This is a genomic window from Martinezella lusitana (assembly GCF_900094565.1).
Lineage (GTDB): Bacteria > Pseudomonadota > Alphaproteobacteria > Rhizobiales > Rhizobiaceae > Rhizobium > Rhizobium lusitanum.
The window spans coordinates 88502-107202 of sequence record NZ_FMAF01000008.1; the positions used below are offsets into that span (position 1 = coordinate 88502).

At 61.0% G+C, this 18701-nt stretch carries 20 protein-coding genes; 3 read left to right on the forward strand and 17 right to left on the reverse strand.

What is annotated here, in order from left to right:
• Window positions 1-110: 110 nt before the first annotated feature.
• The gene (locus GA0061101_RS18255) at window positions 111-2453 is read left to right on the forward strand and encodes a methyl-accepting chemotaxis protein (RefSeq protein ID WP_092574520.1); all 2343 of its coding nucleotides are present in this window, start codon (window positions 111-113) and stop codon (window positions 2451-2453) included.
• A gap of 67 nt (window positions 2454-2520) precedes the next feature.
• Here GA0061101_RS18255 and GA0061101_RS18260 read toward each other — a convergent pair whose 3' ends face one another.
• The gene (locus GA0061101_RS18260; protein ID WP_047556196.1) at window positions 2521-3465 is read right to left on the reverse strand and encodes a nucleoside hydrolase; all 945 of its coding nucleotides are present in this window, start codon (window positions 3463-3465) and stop codon (window positions 2521-2523) included.
• A gap of 229 nt (window positions 3466-3694) precedes the next feature.
• On the opposite strand from GA0061101_RS18260, the gene GA0061101_RS18265 reads away from it, so the two are divergent.
• Together GA0061101_RS18265 and GA0061101_RS18270 are read left to right on the forward strand one after the other, a co-directional pair.
• Complete coding sequence (locus tag GA0061101_RS18265; RefSeq protein ID WP_037203043.1) at window positions 3695-4126, forward strand: Hsp20 family protein; 432 nt, start codon at window positions 3695-3697, stop codon at window positions 4124-4126.
• Between the two features lie 45 nt (window positions 4127-4171).
• Window positions 4172-4429, forward strand: a complete 258-nt coding sequence (locus GA0061101_RS18270) for a BQ00720 family protein (protein ID WP_037203042.1) — start codon at window positions 4172-4174, stop codon at window positions 4427-4429.
• A gap of 173 nt (window positions 4430-4602) precedes the next feature.
• Here the strand turns inward: GA0061101_RS18270 and trmB are convergent, their stop codons facing one another.
• The 16 genes from trmB to GA0061101_RS18350 form a co-directional block, all read right to left on the reverse strand.
• The gene (trmB, locus tag GA0061101_RS18275) at window positions 4603-5304 is read right to left on the reverse strand and encodes a tRNA (guanine(46)-N(7))-methyltransferase TrmB (RefSeq protein WP_037203041.1); all 702 of its coding nucleotides are present in this window, start codon (window positions 5302-5304) and stop codon (window positions 4603-4605) included.
• Entirely contained in the window at window positions 5301-6554 is a 1254-nt protein-coding gene (gene metK, locus GA0061101_RS18280; RefSeq protein WP_037203038.1) for a methionine adenosyltransferase, read from the reverse strand. Before metK ends, trmB begins: the two co-directional genes overlap by 4 nt.
• 187 nt (window positions 6555-6741) lie before the next feature.
• A complete protein-coding gene (locus GA0061101_RS18285; RefSeq protein ID WP_037203317.1) occupies window positions 6742-7161 on the reverse strand; it encodes a helix-turn-helix domain-containing protein in 420 nt (139 codons plus the stop codon).
• Between the two features lie 153 nt (window positions 7162-7314).
• Window positions 7315-8916: an apolipoprotein N-acyltransferase gene (gene lnt / locus GA0061101_RS18290; RefSeq protein WP_092574420.1), complete on the reverse strand. Its 1602-nt coding sequence runs from the start codon at window positions 8914-8916 to the stop codon at window positions 7315-7317.
• Window positions 8917-8994: 78 nt separating this feature from the next.
• On the reverse strand, window positions 8995-10167 hold the full coding sequence (locus GA0061101_RS18295) for a hemolysin family protein (protein WP_092574422.1): 1173 nt from the start codon (window positions 10165-10167) through the stop codon (window positions 8995-8997).
• Window positions 10168-10192: 25 nt separating this feature from the next.
• Window positions 10193-10699 carry an rRNA maturation RNase YbeY gene (gene ybeY / locus GA0061101_RS18300; RefSeq protein WP_037203032.1) on the reverse strand — a complete coding sequence of 169 codons (507 nt, stop codon included), beginning with the start codon at window positions 10697-10699 and terminating at the stop codon, window positions 10193-10195.
• Between the two features lie 18 nt (window positions 10700-10717).
• Window positions 10718-11770: a PhoH family protein gene (locus GA0061101_RS18305; protein WP_037203030.1), complete on the reverse strand. Its 1053-nt coding sequence runs from the start codon at window positions 11768-11770 to the stop codon at window positions 10718-10720.
• 30 nt (window positions 11771-11800) lie between these two features.
• A complete protein-coding gene (gene miaB / locus GA0061101_RS18310) occupies window positions 11801-13213 on the reverse strand; it encodes a tRNA (N6-isopentenyl adenosine(37)-C2)-methylthiotransferase MiaB (RefSeq protein ID WP_092574424.1) in 1413 nt (470 codons plus the stop codon).
• Between the two features lie 60 nt (window positions 13214-13273).
• A complete protein-coding gene (gene olsA, locus GA0061101_RS18315) occupies window positions 13274-14071 on the reverse strand; it encodes a lyso-ornithine lipid O-acyltransferase (RefSeq protein ID WP_092574426.1) in 798 nt (265 codons plus the stop codon).
• 30 nt (window positions 14072-14101) lie between these two features.
• The gene (locus tag GA0061101_RS18320; protein ID WP_037203024.1) at window positions 14102-14530 is read right to left on the reverse strand and encodes a Fur family transcriptional regulator; all 429 of its coding nucleotides are present in this window, start codon (window positions 14528-14530) and stop codon (window positions 14102-14104) included.
• A 38-nt stretch (window positions 14531-14568) separates the two neighbouring features.
• Entirely contained in the window at window positions 14569-15063 is a 495-nt protein-coding gene (locus GA0061101_RS18325) for a GNAT family N-acetyltransferase (RefSeq protein WP_047641079.1), read from the reverse strand.
• 2 nt (window positions 15064-15065) lie between these two features.
• Window positions 15066-15722 carry a tRNA (adenosine(37)-N6)-threonylcarbamoyltransferase complex dimerization subunit type 1 TsaB gene (gene tsaB, locus GA0061101_RS18330; RefSeq protein ID WP_037203021.1) on the reverse strand — a complete coding sequence of 219 codons (657 nt, stop codon included), beginning with the start codon at window positions 15720-15722 and terminating at the stop codon, window positions 15066-15068.
• A 24-nt stretch (window positions 15723-15746) separates the two neighbouring features.
• Window positions 15747-16313 carry a NifU family protein gene (locus GA0061101_RS18335; protein ID WP_037203019.1) on the reverse strand — a complete coding sequence of 189 codons (567 nt, stop codon included), beginning with the start codon at window positions 16311-16313 and terminating at the stop codon, window positions 15747-15749.
• A 117-nt stretch (window positions 16314-16430) separates the two neighbouring features.
• Window positions 16431-16922, reverse strand: coding sequence for a universal stress protein (locus tag GA0061101_RS18340; protein WP_037203017.1), 492 nt, complete (start codon window positions 16920-16922; stop codon window positions 16431-16433).
• 75 nt (window positions 16923-16997) lie between these two features.
• Window positions 16998-18062, reverse strand: a complete 1065-nt coding sequence (gene trpS / locus GA0061101_RS18345) for a tryptophan--tRNA ligase (protein ID WP_037203316.1) — start codon at window positions 18060-18062, stop codon at window positions 16998-17000.
• Window positions 18063-18173: 111 nt separating this feature from the next.
• The gene (locus GA0061101_RS18350) at window positions 18174-18566 is read right to left on the reverse strand and encodes a VOC family protein (RefSeq protein ID WP_092574428.1); all 393 of its coding nucleotides are present in this window, start codon (window positions 18564-18566) and stop codon (window positions 18174-18176) included.
• Window positions 18567-18701: the final 135 nt, after the last annotated feature.

Genomic DNA, 18701 nt, shown 5'->3' on the forward strand with positions numbered 1-18701 from the left:
GCCTTCCGGTTGCGGCAGGTATTCTCACGGCGGCCCCATGACAGGGCCATCCTGCGCCGACTTTGCATCTGGATAATGCCTATCCGACGCATCGCTTTTTCGAGGAAATGATGTTCATCTTTCGTATGAAGTCGCTTGCGGCCAAGCTGATCTTGGTCACGGGGCTGGCGATAGCACTCGTCTTGCTGGTTTCCAATTTTCTGCTGATTTCCCAGACTCGCGATCGCGTCGAGACTCTGACGATGGATCAGGCCAATACCGAGGCCAAGTCCATTTCCAACGAAATTGCCGCCAATGTCGGCGAGATGGCCAGCGCCGCCCGCTCCATGGCCGGCATCATCGGCCGTGGCCACGAAGGTCATTCCTTCGACCGCAAGGGTATCATCAATATCCTCAAGGCGAATGTCGAGCAGAACGCGTTTGCCTTCGGCAGCTGGTTCTGCGAGCAGCTCGGCGCCATCGACGGCAAGACGACGGAGCTTGCCAACAACAAGGATCAAGCCGTCAACGACAAGGGCGCCTTTACGCCCTATTGGTCCAAGACCAAGGATGGCGGCATCCAGTTCTCCACTTTCGATAACGACTACACGGCACCTTGGTGGAAGCTCGCCGCCGAAAGCGGCAGGGGTGCAATCACTCCGCCCTATCTCGCCCAAGGTACCGATGTTCCGACGACCATGAGCTCGATCGCCTATCCGGTGATGTCTGGCGGCAAGCTGATCGGCGTCGCAGGCGTCGACATTTCTCTCGGCTCGCTTTCCACAAAGCTGCAGAAGATGCAGCCGTTCGGTTCCGGTCGCGTCCTGCTGGTGTCCCAGGACAACAAGTGGCTGGTCGCGCCGACTGCGGGCCTGCTGATGAAGGATTATAGCGGGGCAGGCGCGGATATCATCAAGGCGGCGCTGACCTCCTCTTCAGCGAGCATCCTGAAGAACCTGTCGGACAATAGCGGCGAGGAATTCGACCGCGTTGTCTATCCCTTCGCCGTTCCGGGCCTCAACGCCACCTGGGTCGTTCTCATCGACGTGCCGCATAGCGCGATCGCCGCACCTGTGCGTGATCAGACCTATACGATGATCGTGGCAGGTATTCTTGTGCTCGTCGCCGTCATGCTGGCTCTCTATGCCGCCGTTCGCGGCTTTGTACAGACGCCGCTCGCCAGCCTTGTGGCCAGCGTCAATGGCCTCAGCGCCGGCAATTACGCGGAACCGGTTGCCGGTCAGGCGCGGGCCGACGAGGTCGGTTCGGTTGCCAAGGCGCTGGAAGGTTTCCGCTTCGCGCTTGCCAACACCAAGCTTCTGGAAGGTGAAGCCAACGATCAGCGTCTGGCTGCCGAAGGCGAACGCCGCCGCTCGGAAACCGAACGCAACGAGAGCGTCGCTCTGCAGCGTCATATCGTCGGTATTCTTGGCCACAGCCTTGCGGAGCTTTCGAAGGGCAATCTCAGCCATCGGATTACCGACGATTTCCCCGGCGAATACGCTCAGCTGAAGCAGGATTTCAACGCCGCCCTCGCCAGCCTCGAAGAGACCGTGCAAACGGTCAATCTCAGCGTCGGCAACATCGGCAGCGGTACCGGCGAAATCAGCAACAGCGCATCGGACCTTGCCCGACGCACCGAGCAGCAGGCGGCAAGCCTTGAGGAAACCGCTGCGGCCCTCAACGAGCTTACCGCACAGGTCAACTCCAGCGCCGAAAACGCCCGCACGGCCGCCAGCAGCGTCAACGCCGCATCCGAGGATGCCGGACGCTCCGGCGAGATCGTGCAGAAGGCCATCGCCTCCATGCACGGTATCGAACAATCCTCGCAGGAAGTCTCGCGCATCATCGGCGTGATCGACGAGATTGCTTTCCAGACCAACCTGCTTGCCCTCAATGCCGGCGTCGAAGCCGCGCGCGCGGGCGAAGCAGGCAAGGGCTTCGCGGTCGTCGCCCAGGAAGTCCGCGAACTGGCGCAACGCTCGGCCAATGCCGCCAAGGAGATCAAGACGCTGATCAACACCTCGGCCGGACAGGTCAAGGAAGGCGTCGATCTGGTCGGCCGCGCCGGCAACGCCCTGCACAAGATCGCCGAGCAGGTGATGGAGATCAACGGCCTCATCCGCCAGATCTCCGCCTCCGCAAGCGAGCAGGCCATCGGGCTGAAGGAGATCAATTCGGCCATGAACCAGATGGACCAGGTGACGCAGCAGAACGCCGCGATGGTCGAGGAGACCACCGCCTCAAGCGTGACGCTTGCCGAGGAAGCCCAGACCCTGAAGACATTGGTCGCGCGCTTCCGGACCTCCTACGGCACCCAGGACAATGCCGGCGCATTGCGAGCAGCAGCACAGCAGATGCGGGCGCCCGCCCCTGCCCGCAGGGCCTCGCCTGCGCCCGCACCGGTACGCAAACCACGTCCGCAGACCCATGGTGCCAATGCCCTGGCACAGGACGCATGGGAAGAATTCTAAGCCGGGCTAACTCAGCAACCGAAAAGGCCGCCGGAGTGATCCGGCGGCCTTTTTTCTTGCTCGCGCATCAGATGCGGGCGAAGCGTTCCGTCAACAGCGCAAAGAAGCCGTCAGCATCGACATCGCGCATGACCTTGGCATTCTGCTTGCGGTCGGTGACGCCCCACCAGTCGACCACGGTCATGCCGACGGTCAGCTCGGATGTCACCTCGATCTCGACATTGCAATCGCGGCCCTTGAACAGCTCTGGCTTCAAGAGATAGGCGATCACGGTCGGATCGTGCAGCGGACCGCCATCCGAACCGTATTTCTCGATATCGAAGCGTTCGAAGAACTCCAGCATCTCGACCATGGCCTTGGCGGGTGGAGTCCCGAGGGCGGCGATGCGAGCGACACGATCCTTGCGCGTCAGCAGCTTGTGCGTGACGTCGAGCGGCATCATGACGATGGGCACGCCGGCGCGGAAAACGATATCGGCCGCTTCGGGATCGACGTAAATGTTGAATTCCGCCGCCGGCGTGATGTTGCCGCCCTCGAAAAAGCCGCCGCCCATCATCACCAGCTCGCGCACGCGTCCGACGATGTCGGGCGCCTTCTGGAAGGCCAGCGCGATATTGGTCAGCGGGCCGAGCGTGCAGAGCGTGACCGTACCCTCGGGCTGGCCGCGCAGCGTGTCGATGATGAAATCGACGGCATGGCCCGGCTGCAACTCCATGGTCGGCTCGGGCAGATCCGGACCGTCGAGGCCGGTCTTGCCGTGCACATGTTCGGCGGTGACCAGCTTGCGCTTGATCGGCGCGTCGGCACCGGCGAAAACCTTCACATCGCGGCGGTTGCAGAGCTCGCAGATGATGCGGCCGTTGCGGCTCGTCAGCCGCAGCGGCACATTGCCGGCGACCGTCGTTATGCCGAGCACCTCGATCTCGTCGCGGCTGCCGAAAGCAAGCAGAATCGCGGCAGCATCGTCCTGACCGGGATCGGTATCGATGATGATTTTTCTAGGTTCGGTCATGTTTGTAACTTTCCTCCGGTACAGATCGACGGGCTTTGATGCGAGTCCGATCAGGCTTTGTCAAGACATTCGGAAGCGCGCCGAAAGCCGATATTTCGCGACGGAATTCGATCTCGCAAATGCGAAGACACGATGCCTTGCACTCATTGGCGCGTAATCCCATATTAACGGCAACCGGGTGCTGAAGATCAGGTCCGGAACAGTCGCTTGACACCAAGGACTTGAAACGATGAGCCGGACGACGCCTTTTGCCAGCCCCCTGCTTCTGGGGTTCGACACCATGGAAAAGACACTGGAGCGGATTTCCAAGGCCAGTGACGGTTATCCTCCCTACAATATCGAGCGCATGCAGGCCGACCGTCTCTCGGGCGAGCCGGAGCGTCTGCGCATCACGCTTGCAGTTGCCGGTTTTTCGGAGGACGAACTTGATGTCACAACGGAAGAGAACCAACTTCTGATCCGCGGGCGTCAAATTGAACAGGGGGAGCGCGACTATCTTTATCGCGGCATCGCGGCCCGGCAGTTCCAGCGCGTCTTCGTCCTTGCCGACGGCATGCAGGTCCTTGGCGCCGTTCTGAAGAATGGGCTTCTCTCCGTCGATCTCATTCGGCCGGAACCGGATCGCATAGTAAAGAAAATTAACATTTCGGTCTCACAGTAAGACAACGGCTCACTGCCGTTGGTCCCTCATACTGGAGGTACGAACATGCTTTTGAAAGAAGCTAACGCCCGCCTAACCGAATCCGAGCTTGCCAATATCGGCACCGGCGAAGTCGCCTACATCAGAAAGATGGATTGGAACGAAGTCTCCCGTTGCTTCCCCGAGGCGCCTGATATCGATCCCGATGTCGACCTCTGGGCTCTCTTCGGTGCCGACGGCACGCCGATCCTTTTGACGGACAATCGCTCCAGCACCTTCTATCGCGCTGCCGAGGACGAACTCAAGACGGTCAGCCTGCACTGACCGATCACGTCGCCTGACGGTGAGCTTCACCGTTCGCACAGGATTGTGCTCTACACCGGCCAACATCGTGGCGCATGTGTATTCGAGCCAGTGGCCGCACGTGGCTGTCCTGGGGCAATAGCGCCTGTTTCAATCCGACATTTTTGCCGACTTCTTATCCTTGACGGCTGCAATCAGACCCTTTCGAAGGTCAGATAGGCCGAAGACCGCCCTTCGCGCCGGGCTTTTGCCTCATAGCGCGTGCTCGGCCATCCCTCGTAAGGCGTCAGCCAATCGGCGGCATTCCGCGCAGTCCATTCGAACCCGCCATGCGCATGGCAGTGCTGCAGCGTCCAATTAACATATGTGTCTATGTCGGAAGCGAAGCAGAACAACGCGCCCGGCTTCAGCACGCGATGGAAACGGGAGAGATTCACCTGCGAGACGAAGCGTCGTTTCCAATGCTTCTTCTTCGGCCAGGGATCGGGATAGAGCAGATCGATCTGGTCCAGGCAGCCGTCCGGGAGCCAGTCCAACAGCTGCGTTGCGTCATCATTGTAGACGCGGAGATTGCGCGCACCGGTCTCGTCGACACGCGCAAGCAGCTTCTGCATCGAATTGACAAATGGTTCGACGCCGATAAAGCCGGTGGCCGGCTGTTCCAGTGCCCTGTGAATCAGATGCTCGCCGCCACCGAAGCCGATCTCCAGGCGCAGACGCTCGGTCGGCACCGGGAAAAGGTCATTCAGCGGCTGCGGCGCCGGAGCGGAAAGATCGACGAGGTATCGCGGCAGCAATACCTCCAGCTTCTCGGCCTGCTGGCCGCGCAAGGCTTTACCCTTGCGCCGGCCGAAGAATGCTTCCGTCGCCCGCGATCGGCGAGCGACGTCGATCATGCGGCTTCCCGCACCTTCACAGCTTCCTTGAGAGCCTTCACCAAATCCGTGCGCTCCCAGGAGAAGGAGCCGTCACGGCCGGCCTTGCGGCCGAAATGGCCATAGGCCGAGGTCTTCGCATAGATCGGCTTGTTGAGGTCGAGATGCCGGCGGATGCCCGTCGGTGAAAGATCCATGCTCTTGCGGATGGCTGCTTCGACATCGTCTTCGCTGACACCCTTGCCCGTGCCGTGCAGGTCGACATAGATCGACAACGGCTGGGCGACGCCGATGGCGTAGGACAGCTGGATCGTGCAACGATCGGCAAGGCTGGCGGCCACGACGTTCTTTGCAAGGTAGCGCGCTGCATAAGCGGCGGAACGGTCGACCTTGGTGGTGTCCTTGCCGGAGAAGGCACCGCCGCCGTGCGGTGCTGCACCGCCGTAGGTGTCGACGATGATCTTGCGGCCGGTGAGGCCTGCGTCGCCGTCCGGACCGCCGATGACGAACTTGCCGGTCGGATTGATGTACCACTTGCAATCATGCGCGATCTTCAGGTCGCCAAGCGCTTCGCGGATATAGGGCTCGACGACGGCGCGAACCTTCTTCGAATCCCAGCTGTCGTCAAGATGCTGGGTGGACAGCACGATCGAGGTCACTTCAGCGGGCTTGCCGTCGACGTAGCGGACCGTCACCTGGCTCTTGGCGTCCGGGCCGAGCTTTGCGACATCGCCATCGCCCTTCTTGCGGGCGGTGGCGAGCAGCTGCAGGATCCTGTGCGAATAGTAGATCGGCGCCGGCATGAGATCCGGCGTTTCGCGGCAGGCGTAGCCGAACATGATGCCCTGGTCGCCCGCACCTTCGTCACCCTGCTGGTCGGAGGCATTGTCAACGCCCTGGGCGATGTCGGCGGACTGCGAATGCAGGAGCACGTCGATGCGCGCCTTCTTCCAGTGGAAGCCGTCCTGCTCGTAGCCGATATCCTTGATGGCGCGGCGAGCCGCAGCCTTGAACTTCGAGGGATTGATAACGTCGTTGCCGTCCTTGTCCTTCTTCATCAGGCTCGGCGGCAGACGAACTTCGCCGGCGATGACGACGCGGTTGGTGGTGGCAAGGGTCTCGCAGGCAATGCGCACGCCCCAGGGGTTCACGCCGGTCTTTGCGGCCTCGCGGTAAACCAGATCGACGATTTCGTCGGAGATACGATCACAAACTTTATCCGGGTGACCTTCGGCAACAGACTCACTCGTAAACAGATAATTCGCGCGCATACGGGATTCCCCTCAAAGAACAAATCTCTACATTTGATAGTCGCCTCCGGCCCGAAAAACAAGTCGCACAAGGACATAAATATATCTTTATATCCCGGCTAAAGTGATAAAATTTTGCCATAAATACGGAAGAGGCGGCCAAAATGGCCGCCTCTCGACTTAACGATACCGGTGCTGTCCCAAAGGTCTATTCGGCGTCCGCCTCAGCAGCGAGCGCCTTGACCAACTCGACCACCTTGCGGCGGACCTTGCCGTCCGAAATTTTCACGAAGGCGCGATTGAGCTGCAGACCCTCGGAGGAAGACAGGAAATCGACGACATAATTGGAACTGGACGCCTCGGCCATGCCGCCGGTGCTGGTGTTATGCTCGCCTGGGGCATCCTCGAAGAAGAAGGAAACCGGGACATTGAGAATACTGGAAATATTCTGGAGACGGCTTGCCCCGACGCGGTTAGTGCCCTTCTCGTACTTCTGGATCTGCTGAAACGTAATTCCGAGGCTTTCGCCGAGCTTCTCCTGGCTCATGCCAAGCATGGTGCGGCGGAGGCGTATGCGGCTTCCGACATGAATGTCGATGGGGTTCGGCTTTTTTTTGTTCTCAATCATCATATTACCCTAACATAGGTTGAATTCAGGCCCTTGCCACCCGGTACCCTTCACCACCCCTATAACGCCACGTTGCAGCCGACGCCCCCAAGGCCTCCAGTTTACGTTCAAAAAGGCGGACACCAAGCACTATGCAATTTTAGGGTTTTTTGGTCAATTCACCCTTGAAATAAAACCCATGCGTGAAATCAGCGCGATCATGCCGCCTATACCCGCAATCAACCAGAAGTATACTTTTCGTGCCCCGTCGTCGATACCCGATGGGGTTGCACCACCCAAAGTCGCGTCTATGAAGCCCTGCTGATTATAATCGATTCCGGAGAGCACACGCCCATGCGGATCGACAAAGGCCGAGATGCCGGTATTGGCACTGCGAATCAGCGGCAGACCCTGCTCCACCGCCCTTACCCTTGCCTGCAGGAAATGCTGATAAGGCCCCGGCGTGTCGCCGAACCAGCCATCATTTGTGACGTTCAATATCGCGTCGGCCTGCCGGATTTCCGGCGTCATCTCGTTCGGGAAGATGATTTCGTAACAAATCAGTGGATAAAGCTTGATGCCATCAGGCAAAGTCAGCAACTGCCGCTTCGTGGCCGCGGAAAATCCTCCCGGCAATTCCACGACGTTCTCGATACCGAGATAGCTCAGGATACTTTCAAAGGGCACATATTCGCCGAAGGGCACGAGATGGGTCTTGTCGGATGCGCCGATGATCTGGCCGCGGCCGTCGATGACATAGATCGAATTATAATAGCGCGGCGCGGCGCCAGGTCCCATGTCCTCGACGCGAACCGCGCCGGTGATCAGTATCTGATCGTCGTCCAGCTGGTCCGCGATGCGGGCGAGCGCATCACGATTGTCGGTCAGGATGAAGGGCACGGCGGTTTCCGGCCAGACGATGATATCGGGGCGCTTGCCGCCATTGGCCGGCGGCTGCACCGAGAGAGCCAGGTGCCTGTCGAAGACGGCGGCGCGGTCTGCATCCGAGTCCATCTTGGTTTCCTGATCGATGGACGGCTGGACGATGCGCACGACGGTTGCCGCCTTGCCGCCCGCTGACGGCGCATCCGGCAGGCTCAGTGCATAGTATCCGTAGCCGAAATCGGCGGCGGCGAGGAGCACCGCCAGTGCCAACCCTGGCACCCGCCCCTGACGCGTTCCGAGCAGGGCCGGCGCGGCGAAGACGAAGACGGCAAGCACGGTGACGCCAAGCACGCCGACCACATGCGCAGACTGCATCATCAGCGGAATGGGCATGGCGCCATAACCGATGGCATTCCAGGGAAAGCCGGTAAAGAGAAAGCTCCGCAACCACTCCAGCAGACCGAAGCTGAAGGCGAGCGCCGCGATGCGTCCCATGCCGTCGGACCACAAAATCCGAGCAAGCACGGTCGCCACGCCATAAAAGATCGCCAGGAAGGCCGGCAGGCCGAGGATTGCCAGCGGCAGCGCCCAGGCAAACTCATCGGCATCGATCAGCAGCGCGTGGCCAAGCCACCACAGACCGGCGACGAAATAGCCGAAACCGAACAGCCAACCGGTGAAGAAGGCCGGCCATAGCCGGCCTAAAAGCCCGCTATCAGGGCCGGCAGCGACGCCGTCGAGCAGCCAGACCAGCAGCGTAAAGGAGACGAACATGGCGGCAAAGAAGCCGAAGGGCGGCAGCGCCAGCACGCCGAAGGCACCAGCCAGAATGGCAAGCAGCGCACGTTTAAAACCCCAGACGAGGATCACCCTGCCCGAAAGCCATTCCATGCGCCAGCTCCGTCCAACCGCGAATCAACTGGCCGCAGTCTTTCAAAAAAGCAGCGGTTTGTCCCGCCGAGGCGCCATTTATTGGCTGGCGCTGTTGCGCTCGGCCGAAGTTTCCTCGGCGATTGCTTCCGGTGACGGCAAACCGCGCTCGGTCATGCCGGCTTCGCCCTCTGCCTTGATCGGGCGACGGCGTGCCGCATGCCGCTTGCGCGTGATGCGCACCCGCTTGATGCGGCGTGGATCGGCATCGAGAATGTGGAATTCGAAGCCCGGCAGCGCCTGCACGAGCTCGCCACGCACGGGAATGCGGCCGAGCGCTGAGAAGATCAGGCCGCCGAGCGTATCCACTTCGTCCACCTGCTCGGCGATATCGAAATCCGGGCCGATCGCCTCGGCGATCTCCTCCAGTTCGACGCGAGCGTCGGCCACGAAAACGTCCTCGGAAACGCGTTTGAACATCACCTCGTCATCGTCGTGCTCATCGTCGATGTCGCCGACGACCATCTCGACGATATCCTCATGCGAGGCCAGGCCGTCCGTACCGCCATATTCGTCGATGACCAGCGCCATCTGCGTGCGGTTGACCTGCATACGGCGCAAGAGGTCGGAGGCCAGCATGGACGGCGGCACGAACAGGATCTTGCGGATGATGCCGGCCTCCGCCAACGTTTTCTGCAGATCGACGCGCGAGAGATCGAAATTGGGCTTGGCCGAGCGCGGCGCCTTTTCTGCCGCAGCAGTCACACCTGTCGCGGACCCGGCAGCCTTGGCTGTACCGCTCCGGCGCTTGTTGCGAGCCTGCTTGGCGACATAGGACAGGAGGTCGCGGATATGCACCATGCCGCGCGGATCATCCAGCGTATCGGCATAGACAGGCATGCGCGAGCGGCCGCTCTCCTCGAACAGGATCATCAGCTCGCCGATGGTGATGTTCTGATCCACTGCCTCGATGTCGGCGCGCGGCACCATGACGTCTTCGACGCGCACCTCGCGGAAGCGAAGGATGTTGTGCAACATCGCCCGCTCGTCCGGGGAAAAGGCATCGTCACCCGTCGCGTTGGTCATCAACGCGTCGGCGAGATCCTCGCGCAGCCGGGCGGAGTCCTGTGCCGGGCGCAGAATGCGCGCAGCACGCGCCCAGAATGAAGATTGGGATCGCTTGCCGTTGCTACTACTGCCAACCTCGTCGGAGGAGGCCGTATCGGCGCCGTCTTTGGCCTCGGGGGCCGATCTTGTCGTAAAGTCGCTCATTGTTCCTGGTCAGACAGGGTTCAAATCAAATGGGGTCCTGTCCCGCATAGGGGTCAGATAGGCCAAGCTCCGCCAAAATGCGAGTCTCCAGCCCCTCCATTCTTTCGGCCTCGCTATTATTCATATGGTCGTAGCCGAAGAGATGCAAGAAACCATGCACCATCAAATGGGTCAGATGGTCGTCAAAACTCTTTTCGAGATCGATCGCCTCGCGCTCCACCGTCTCCCTGGCGATGATGATATCGCCGAGCATGGGGCCGGGCTTGCCGCCGGGCTGCAGCGGAAAGGCGGGAAAGGAAAGTACGTTCGTCGCCTTGTCCTGCGAGCGCCATTCGGCGTTGATCTCGCGGATCGAGGCGTCGTCGGTGAACACCAGCGACAATTCGGGCGCCACCTTCGGAAAGGGCTGCTTCTCGTGTTTCCTAAGGTAGTTCGCGGCTACTTCCAGCACACGCCCGGCGAGCGGCTGCAATACCTCTTCGGAGGGCCAAGCGCCCTCCTCCACACTGATCTGTATGTCGAGTTCGGCCATGAGCTTGTGCGCCGCAGATCAAATCTGCGGAGCGCCTTCCTCTGCCTGTGCGGCATAGGTCGAGTCATAGGCCCGAACGATGCGCCCCACCAGCGGGTGACGGACGACGTCGATATCCTTGAAGCGGATGATGCTGATGCCCTCGACGCCGTTGAGCAGCTGCAACGCTTCCACCAGGCCGGACTTGATGCCGCGCGGCAAGTCGATCTGGCTCGGATCGCCCGTGATGATCATCCGCGAATTCTCGCCGAGGCGGGTCAGGAACATCTTCATCTGCATCGACGTCGTGTTCTGCGCCTCGTCGAGGATGACGGCGGCGTTGGCGAGCGTGCGGCCGCGCATGAAGGCAAGCGGTGCGATCTCGATGACGCCTGCGGTGATGGCACGTTCGACCTTGTCGCCCGGCATCATGTCGTAGAGCGCGTCATAGAGCGGACGCAGATAAGGATCGACCTTCTCCTTCATGTCGCCGGGCAGGAAGCCGAGGCGCTCACCGGCCTCGACGGCCGGCCGCGACAGGATGATCTTCTCCACGGCGCCGCGCTCCAGGAGCTGGGCGGCGTGCGCAACGGCGAGATAGGTCTTGCCTGTGCCGGCGGGGCCGGCGCCGAAGACCATCTCGGACCGCTCCAGGGCGCGCAGATAGGCATCCTGGGTCGGCGTGCGAGCGATGATCGTCTTCTTGCGCGTCGAAACCTGCGCCATCGTCAACTTGGCTTTTCTCTCCATGGTCGGCAGCGTCAATTGGTCATCGGCGGCAACCGCCATGCGGATTGCCCCTTCTACGTCGGAACGCTCTACATTGCCGCCTTTTTGCAGCTTGTCATAGAGATAATCGAGCGTGCGGCGCGCCTGATTGGTGGCCGGCACATCGCCTGTTATGACGACCGAATTGCCGCGGGCGCGGGCATCGATGCCGAGACGTTCCTCAAGCAGCTTCAAGTTCTGATCGAACTGTCCGAAGAGTTCGCTGGCGAACCTATTGTTCTCGAACGTCAGGATGAAGTGATTGGCGTCGCTCGCGGTGCGGGGCTGGCGCGATGAAGAAGAAACCAATTCCTGTCCGTTCAAGCGGTGTGGCTCCTTGTGCCCGTCCAGAACCTAGAGCAATTCAGCGAAAAGGCTGTTCGTGCTGGTTCCGGTGATTCGTACGTTGATAATGTCACCGATTTGCGATGCTTTTGCATCAACATTCACAGATTGCAGCCAGGGAGATCGTCCAATCAACTGGCCCGGCATGCGGCCCGGCTTTTCCAGGAGGATATCCACGACTTTGCCCACACAAGCGTCGGCGAACGCATGCTGCTGCTTCAACAGCAACGCTTGCAACCGTTCCAGCCGTTCCGCCTTGATCTCTTCGGCCACCTGGTCCTTCAAGTCAGCACCGGGCGTGCCCGGACGCGTGGAATATTTGAACGAGAAGGCTTGCGCATAGTTCACCTCCTCGACCAGTCTCAATGTATCCTCAAAATCCTGATCTGTCTCCCCCGGGAAACCGACGATAAAATCCCCGGAAAGGGCGATATCCGGCCGCGCGGCGCGTATTTTCTCGATGAGCGCCAAATATTCGGCAGCCGTATGCCGCCGGTTCATCGCCTTCAGGATGCGGTCCGAACCGGACTGAACAGGCAGATGCAGGTAAGGCATCAGCGTGCGCAGGTTACGATGCGCATCGATCAGCCGCTCGTCCATGTCGCGCGGATGGCTGGTCGTGTAGCGCAGCCGCGCAAGGCCGGGGATTTCCGCCAGCCGATAGAGCAGATCTCCGAGACTCCAGGCTTCACCCTTAGGGCCGGCGCCATGCCAGGCATTGACGTTCTGCCCGAGCAGCGTGATTTCGCGCACGCCGCCATCCACAAGTTTCTCGGCCTCCTCGACGATCTGGGCGACCGAGCGGGAGACTTCGGAGCCGCGCGTATAGGGCACCACGCAGAAGGTGCAGAACTTGTCGCAGCCTTCCTGCACCGTCAGGAAGGCGGTGACGCCGCGGGAACGGATCTTCGCCCTCTCCGGCGCCGGCAGATGTTCGAACTTGTCCTCGATCGCATATTCCGTATCGACGACACGATGGCCTTCCTTGGCGCGGCGTAGCGCATCCGGCAGGCGGTGATAGGTCTGCGGGCCAATGACCACATCGACGGCAGGCGCACGACGAAGGATTTCCTCGCCTTCTGCCTGGGCGACGCAGCCGGTAACCCCGATCATCATCTCGCGGCCGTCGGCGGCCTTGCGCTTCTTCATGTCGCGCAGGCGACCAAGCGCGGAATAGACCTTTTCGGCCGCCTTCTCGCGGATATGACAGGTGTTCAGGAGGACGAGATCGGCCTCCTCCATGTCCTCGGTCGGCTCATAGCCATCGCGGGCAAGCGCGTCGCTCATCCGCGTGGAGTCATAGACATTCATCTGGCAGCCGTAGGTCTTGATGAAAACCTTGCGGCTGTTGGAGCCGTCGCGGTGGCCGAGCTGCGATGCAGCCGTCGCCGGGGCGTCGAGAAGTGCACTGTCCTTGGTCATGGCCGCTATGTAGTGGCTTTTGCTTGCCGAGAAAATGAAAAAGTTGGAATCACCTGGAAATCAAGCGATCTCGCGGCCAAGCAGGCGGCTGGCGAGCATTGTGCGGATGCGCCGCGCGATGGTGGCGCTAACGTCCTTGCGGTTGGAGCCGGCACGATAATCCACGGCCTCGCCGAAACAGACATCCACATCGATGGCGCCACAGGCAACGATATCCTTCAGATGCGGCGCCAGCTCGATGTCGCCGGGCCAGGCCGAGATCGGTCGGTGATAACGACCCATCGCGACACCGTGAATGCGGGTATAGGCGACGGCGACGGGCTGGACATGCACGACTGCATCCGGCGTCTTCGGCAACGCGGCGGCGGCGGCACCGAACAGCGAGGACTTGACCTCGAGCAGGCGATTGCCATCGGAGGTCGTCCCTTCCGGAAACAGCACCATGATTTCGCCGTCAGCCATACGCTCGGCGATCTCGTTCACCTGCTCGCCGGTCTTCCGTTTCTGCTCACGCTCGATGAAGACGCTCTTCTGCCATTGCGCGAAAAGACCGAAGATCGGCCAGTCCCTCACCTCGGATTTGGCGATGAAGGCGACATCGGCGACCGCCGAAAGCACGAGAATATCGAGCCAGGATGAGTGGTTCGAGGCGAGCATCAAGGGCCTGTCAGCCTCGATCTTTCCGATCACATGGATGCGGACGCCGAGCCAATAGCAGACGATGCGATGCCAGTAGCGCGGCAGATATCGGCTCAGCTTCCAATCGAAACGCAAGCAAACGATCTGCAGCGGCAGCAGCACCAGGCTGACGACAGAAATGACGATGGCGGCACAGCCGATGCGCAGCCAGGTCACCAAATCATTCGCTCCCGCACGACTGCCTTCACCTCAACCTTCGTCCTTCTTCAGCGGGATGCCGTAAAGCTCCAGCCTATGGTCGACGAGCTTGAAACCGTGTTCGCGGGCAATGCGCTCCTGCAGCGCCTCGATCTCCGGCGAATGAAATTCGATCACCTCGCCGCTCTTCAGATCGATCAGATGGTCATGGTGCTCTTCCGGCACCGTTTCGTAGCGCGAGCGGCCATCGCGGAAATCGTGGCGAGCGAGCAGCCCTGCGTCCTCGAACAGCTTCACTGTGCGATATACCGTGGAGATCGAGATCTTCGCATCCACCTTCACGGAACGCCGGTAAAGCTCTTCGACATCCGGATGATCCTCGGAGGTCTCGATGATACGTGCAATGACCCGGCGCTGCTCCGTCATGCGCATGCCGCGCTCGGCGCAAAGCTCCTCCAGGGTTTTTACCGGATCATCCATCAATTGCTGTCTTCGGTCTATTGGACTGCGACAACGGACTAGCGAAGAACGCGGCGCATGACAAGCGCCGACGACTTCGTGCCGGTGTCGCTGACATAATAGGCCTTGCGTTCACCGACCGTCTCGAAGCCAAGCTTGCGGTAGAGGCCGAGCGCCGGCTTATTGCCGCCATCGACCTCCAGGAACATGGTGTCGCCGCCGCGATTGCGGGCTTCGCGCAATGCCGCCTGCATCAGCCGCCAGCCGAGGCCGGAGCGGCCGAGCTTGGCATTGACGGCGATCGTCAGGATCTCGGCCTCGCCCGCCACATGCCTTGCCAGCACGAAGCCGGGAAGCGCCTTCTTCAAGATGGCATTGGTCTGGCGGGCGACGAAGCCGAAAGTCAGGTCCTGCGAGAGGAGATCCTGAAATTCGGTTTCGTCCCAAACCCGCGAAAATCGTTCACCGTGCAGGAGCGCCACCTCGGCGCAATCCTTTAACTCCATCGGGATGATTTCGTATTCGGCTTTCAGAGTGAGATAGGATTCGAGCATTTCTACTGCCTGGCAACTGCGTATCCGGCCTGCGGTCTGGCGTCGGGTCCGCGAAGATAAAGCGGCTTCGGCTTTTCGCTGACAGGTTTGGCAGCGCCCAGCCGGGCGACGACGGCAATCGGAAATGCGTCAGGCCGCTCCGCTGGCGGCGCATCGCTCAACCGGGCGACAGCCGTTCCGGTGACAATGCCGTCGAAGGCGGCAGCGATCGTCCGCGCCTCATCGACTGTCACCGCACGTGCCTCGTCCAGCGGGTCGCCATTGGCGCCAAAGGCCTGGAGATAAATCTCCTCGCGCTTGGCGTCGATGGCGGCCAAAACCGGCTTGCCAGGATTCTGCTTTCCGGCTGCCGCCGCCATGACCTCGAGGGTCGTGACGCCAACGGCCGGAATATCGAGGGAGAGTGCAAAACCACGTGCGGCGGCAACGCCGATGCGGATGCCGGTGAAGGAACCGGGACCGACCGTCACGACGACACGTTCGACATCTGAGAGCGCCGTACCGGCTTTCGCCAGCGCCTCGTCGACCACGTGCATCAGATGCTCGGCATGTCCCCGTCCGATCGTTTCCGTGACCTCCCCCATCACAGAATCACTGCCGCTATCATACACAGCGGCAGCGCAATCCACACCTGCCGTGTCGAGCGCCAGTACGATCATGTCAACTTTCCGAAAAGCCGGGGATTAGACGGCTTCGACTTCCTGAACTTCCGGAACGAAATGGCGCAGCAGGTTCTGCACGCCGTGCTTCAGCGTCGCCGTCGAAGACGGGCAACCGGCGCAGGATCCCTTCATATTGAGGTAGACCTTGCCATCACGGAAGCCGCGGAAGGTGATGTCGCCGCCATCCTGGGCAACGGCGGGGCGCACGCGGGTCTCAAGCAGTTCCTTGATGGTCAGCACGATCGCCTCATCGCCTTCATCGAAGAATTCGCCGCCTGCATCCTGCACCTCGGACAGAACCGAGGCGGACCCCATCACGGGCTTGCCCGACATGAAGTGCTCCATGATCGAGCCGAGAATGGCGGGCTTCAGATGCTGCCATTCCTGTTGCTCCTTGGAGACGGAAATGAAGTCGTAACCGAAATAGACGCCTGTGACGCCCGGGATCTCGAAAAGCTGGGCCGCAAGCGGCGAGACTTCGGCTTCCTCGGCACTGCGGAACTCGGCCGTGCCGTTTTCCATCACCACCTTGCCCGGCAGGAACTTCAGGGTCGCGGGGTTCGGCGTCGCTTCGGTCTGAATGAACATCTTGATCTCCATGCGGCGGGCACAAACCCGGTCCCGACTTTAGAATGCTTCAAAAGAAAATAGGCCTTTTGGCCGCTCTATTCAAGAGAGTAATTCTCAAGAAATAGCACGCACGGATCAGCTGAGGGCGTCGATTTCCTCGTTGGTCAGCGTATCAGGCAGCACCGTCACCGGGATCGGAAAGGCTGCCGCGCGCCCGGCGATCGACGAGACCAGCGGACCCGGCCCTTCCTTGGCCGAACCTGCGGCAAGAACGAGCAGCGCGATATCGCGATCCTCTTCGATCACGGCGTTGATCTGCTCGGCGGCGGATCCCTCGCGAATGACGATTTCCGCATCGATGCCGACATTCTCGCGGATATTCTGCGCCGCCTTTGCCGTCACCGCTTCTGCTTCTTCGCGCGCCTCCGCCCGCATGATCTCCTCGACGCCAAGCCATTGCTGGAAGTCGCCCTCGGGGATCACGTAGAGGAGCACAAGGCCGCCATTGGAATTCTTGGCACGCCGGCCGGCATAATGGACGGCGCGCTGGCATTCGGGTGTGCCGTCGATGACCGCCATGAACTTGCGGCGATGACCTTCGAGCCGTGAGAGACGTGTTGATACCATGCGGCGACTCTGACACCCGAAGGCGGCGTTTTGCAAGCCCCCGTTTTTCGACGGGAGCCCTCGTCTACGAGATCATCAGTAGATGAAGCCGACGATGTCGCGGACCTGCTTCATCGTCACGTCGGCGCGAGCGCGGGCGCGGGCGCTGCCGTCACGCAGGACGGCGTCGATATGGCCGGGATCGGCCATCAGCCGGCGCATTTCGTTCGTGATCGGCGAGAGCACCTGCACGGCAAGATCGACCAGCGCCGGCTTGAAGACGGAGAACTGCTGGCCGCCGAATTCGGAGAGAACCTCCGCCTTCGACTTGTCGGCGAGCGCGGCATAGATGCCGACCAGATTGTCGGCCTCCGGGCGGCCGGCAAGGCCGTCTGCTTCGCTCGGCAAGCCGTCCGGATCGGTCTTGGCCTTGCGGATCTTCTTCGAGATGTTCTCTTCATCGTCGAGCAGATTGATGCGCGACAGGTCCGAGGCGTCGGATTTCGACATCTTCTTGGTGCCGTCACGCAGCGACATGACGCGCGGCGCCGGGCCGTCGATCAACGGCTCGACCATGGGGAAATAGGCATGCACCGGCTCGTCGCCGACGGTGATGTCGATGCCATAGCCCGTGCGGCGAATGTGCTCCATGTAGTCCAGATTGAACTTCATGGCGATATCGCGGGTCAGCTCCAGATGCTGCTTCTGGTCGTCGCCGACCGGAACATGCGTGGCGCGATAGAGCAGGATGTCGGCGGCCATCAGGCTTGGATAGGCGTAAAGGCCGAGCGAGGCCTGCTCGCGATCCTTGCCGGCCTTGTCCTTGAACTGCGTCATGCGGTTCATCCAGCCGATGCGGGCGACGCAATTGAAGATCCAGGCGAGTTCGGCGTGCTGCGGCACGGCCGACTGATTGAAGACGATATGCTTCTCCGGATCGATGCCTGCGGCGAGAAACGCGGCGGTGATCGACCGCGTCTGGCCCGGCATGTCGTCATGCACGAGCTGAGCGGTCAGCGCATGCATGTCGACGACGCAATAGATGCAGTCGTTGTTGGCCTGCAGGGCCACGAACTTGCGGATCGCGCCAAGATAATTGCCGAGATGGAGATTGCCTGTGGGTTGAACGCCGGAGAATACCAGCGGCTTGAATTCGGTCATGTCGTCCTCGAAAGGCTTGTGGAGGGCCCGGGCGAGCAGCGCTCGACCCTTGGTTTCGAGCGGCTTATGCACGCCGGACAGGCCGGGATCAAGAGGCTATATCGTTGAGACTCACGAAGAATGCTCGATCAGATCCCAGGTATTGCCGTAGGGGTCGGCAAAGACCGCCACGGTGCCGTAGACCTCATGGCGCGGCTCTTCCAGGAAGCGCACGCCCTTCTCCTTCATCGCCGCATGATCGCGGGCGAAATCGTCGGTCTTGAGGAAGAACCCGACGCGGCCCCCGGTCTGGTTGCCGATCGCGGCGCGCTGCCTGTCATCGGCCGCCTGCGCAAGCAGCAGCGCCGCCCCTTCTCCGCCCTTCGGCTTGATCACGACCCAGCGCTTGCCCTCCGGCTGCAGCTCATCCAGCAGGCAGTCGAAGTCGAGGCAATGGCAGTAGAAAGCCTTGGCACGATCATAATCATCAACGACGAGGGCGACGAGAAAGAGGGATTGGGGCATGGAAGAACTCCGCATTTGGTAAAGCCGTCCCCTCGCCCCGCTGGCGGGGAGAGGGCTAGGGTGAGGGGCCAAGCACAAAAGTCCGGCATCGGCAGATTATCCTGGCCAGCCGCAGCGATGGTGGGGCCGGCAGAG

Bases quoted from the DNA above. Each gene is read 5' to 3' on its own strand.
- GA0061101_RS18255 (WP_092574520.1), top strand. From the start codon at position 111: ATGTTCATCTTTCGTATGAAGTCGCTTGCGGCCAAGCTGATCTTGGTC.
- GA0061101_RS18260 (WP_047556196.1), bottom strand. From the start codon at position 3,465: ATGACCGAACCTAGAAAAATCATCATCGATACCGATCCCGGTCAGGAC.
- GA0061101_RS18265 (WP_037203043.1), top strand. From the start codon at position 3,695: ATGAGCCGGACGACGCCTTTTGCCAGCCCCCTGCTTCTGGGGTTCGAC.
- GA0061101_RS18270 (WP_037203042.1), top strand. From the start codon at position 4,172: ATGCTTTTGAAAGAAGCTAACGCCCGCCTAACCGAATCCGAGCTTGCC.
- trmB (WP_037203041.1), bottom strand. From the start codon at position 5,304: ATGATCGACGTCGCTCGCCGATCGCGGGCGACGGAAGCATTCTTCGGC.
- metK (WP_037203038.1), bottom strand. From the start codon at position 6,554: ATGCGCGCGAATTATCTGTTTACGAGTGAGTCTGTTGCCGAAGGTCAC.
- GA0061101_RS18285 (WP_037203317.1), bottom strand. From the start codon at position 7,161: ATGATTGAGAACAAAAAAAAGCCGAACCCCATCGACATTCATGTCGGA.
- lnt (WP_092574420.1), bottom strand. From the start codon at position 8,916: ATGGAATGGCTTTCGGGCAGGGTGATCCTCGTCTGGGGTTTTAAACGT.
- GA0061101_RS18295 (WP_092574422.1), bottom strand. From the start codon at position 10,167: ATGAGCGACTTTACGACAAGATCGGCCCCCGAGGCCAAAGACGGCGCC.
- ybeY (WP_037203032.1), bottom strand. From the start codon at position 10,699: ATGGCCGAACTCGACATACAGATCAGTGTGGAGGAGGGCGCTTGGCCC.
- miaB (WP_092574424.1), bottom strand. From the start codon at position 13,213: ATGACCAAGGACAGTGCACTTCTCGACGCCCCGGCGACGGCTGCATCG.
- GA0061101_RS18320 (WP_037203024.1), bottom strand. From the start codon at position 14,530: ATGGATGATCCGGTAAAAACCCTGGAGGAGCTTTGCGCCGAGCGCGGC.
- GA0061101_RS18325 (WP_047641079.1), bottom strand. From the start codon at position 15,063: ATGCTCGAATCCTATCTCACTCTGAAAGCCGAATACGAAATCATCCCG.
- tsaB (WP_037203021.1), bottom strand. From the start codon at position 15,722: ATGATCGTACTGGCGCTCGACACGGCAGGTGTGGATTGCGCTGCCGCT.
- GA0061101_RS18335 (WP_037203019.1), bottom strand. From the start codon at position 16,313: ATGTTCATTCAGACCGAAGCGACGCCGAACCCCGCGACCCTGAAGTTC.
- GA0061101_RS18340 (WP_037203017.1), bottom strand. From the start codon at position 16,922: ATGGTATCAACACGTCTCTCACGGCTCGAAGGTCATCGCCGCAAGTTC.
- trpS (WP_037203316.1), bottom strand. From the start codon at position 18,062: ATGACCGAATTCAAGCCGCTGGTATTCTCCGGCGTTCAACCCACAGGC.
- GA0061101_RS18350 (WP_092574428.1), bottom strand. From the start codon at position 18,566: ATGCCCCAATCCCTCTTTCTCGTCGCCCTCGTCGTTGATGATTATGAT.